The 968-nt window shown below is 36.4% G+C and carries 1 protein-coding gene; it reads right to left on the minus strand.

Going from position 1 to position 968, the window contains the following annotated elements; genetic code table 11:
* Positions 1-255 precede the first annotated feature (255 nt).
* A partial coding sequence (locus tag IDG60_RS16220; protein ID WP_274611436.1) for a TCP-1/cpn60 chaperonin family protein occupies positions 256-968 on the minus strand: 713 nt, incomplete at its 5' end.

Consider the following 968-nt stretch of genomic DNA (forward strand, 5'->3'; position numbering starts at 1 on the left):
GCAATATGCATTACTTATAGAAGTGGATGCACTCTCATATTATGGCAATACCATAACTCCCGCACCATAATGATTTAAATACCATTATGAATCTCAATTACAAATTAGCACATAAAAAAGACGCCTCTCATAAGTTTAGTCAACTAATGGAAGGTGTCTTAAATTAAAATATTTTCATACGCTCTAATATTTATTTGGAACGAATCATACTCGTCTATCATGGAATGTTCTAGTTAGTCAAAACTAGAAACTGTTTTACATCATTCCCGGCATGCCACCCATGTTAGGTTGGTCATTATTTTTTTCTGGAATTGATGCTACAACCGCTTCAGTCGTTAAGAACATTGCTGCAACACTTGCAGCATGTTGTAATGCTGAGCGTGTTACTTTAGTTGGATCAACGATACCTGCTTCTAACATATTAACCCACTCGTTTGTAGCAGCGTTAAAACCAACACCCGGCTCTGCGTTTTTCAAACGTTCTACAATAACAGAACCTTCTAATCCTGCATTTTCAGCAATTTGACGAACTGGTGCAGTTAGTGCTTTAAGTACAATATTTACACCTGTTTCAATGTCACCTTCTGCTTCAATTTCACTTACTTTTTGGTAAACATTTACTAATGCAGTACCACCACCTGCAACAATACCTTCTTCAACTGCTGCACGTGTAGAATTTAATGCATCTTCAATACGTAATTTACGTTCTTTAAGCTCTGTTTCACTTGCTGCACCTACTTTAATAACTGCAACACCACCTGCTAATTTAGCTAAGCGCTCTTGTAATTTTTCACGATCAAAGTCAGATTCAGTTTCTTCAATTTGAGATTTCAATTGGCTTACACGTGCATCAATGCTGTTTTCGTCACCGTCACCATCAACAACAGTGGTATTATCTTTAGTTACTTCTACTTTACTTGCAGTACCTAACATATCAATTGATGCATCTTTTAAATCTAAGCCTAAAT

The sequence above is a fragment of the Staphylococcus sp. EG-SA-2 genome (assembly GCF_017152085.1).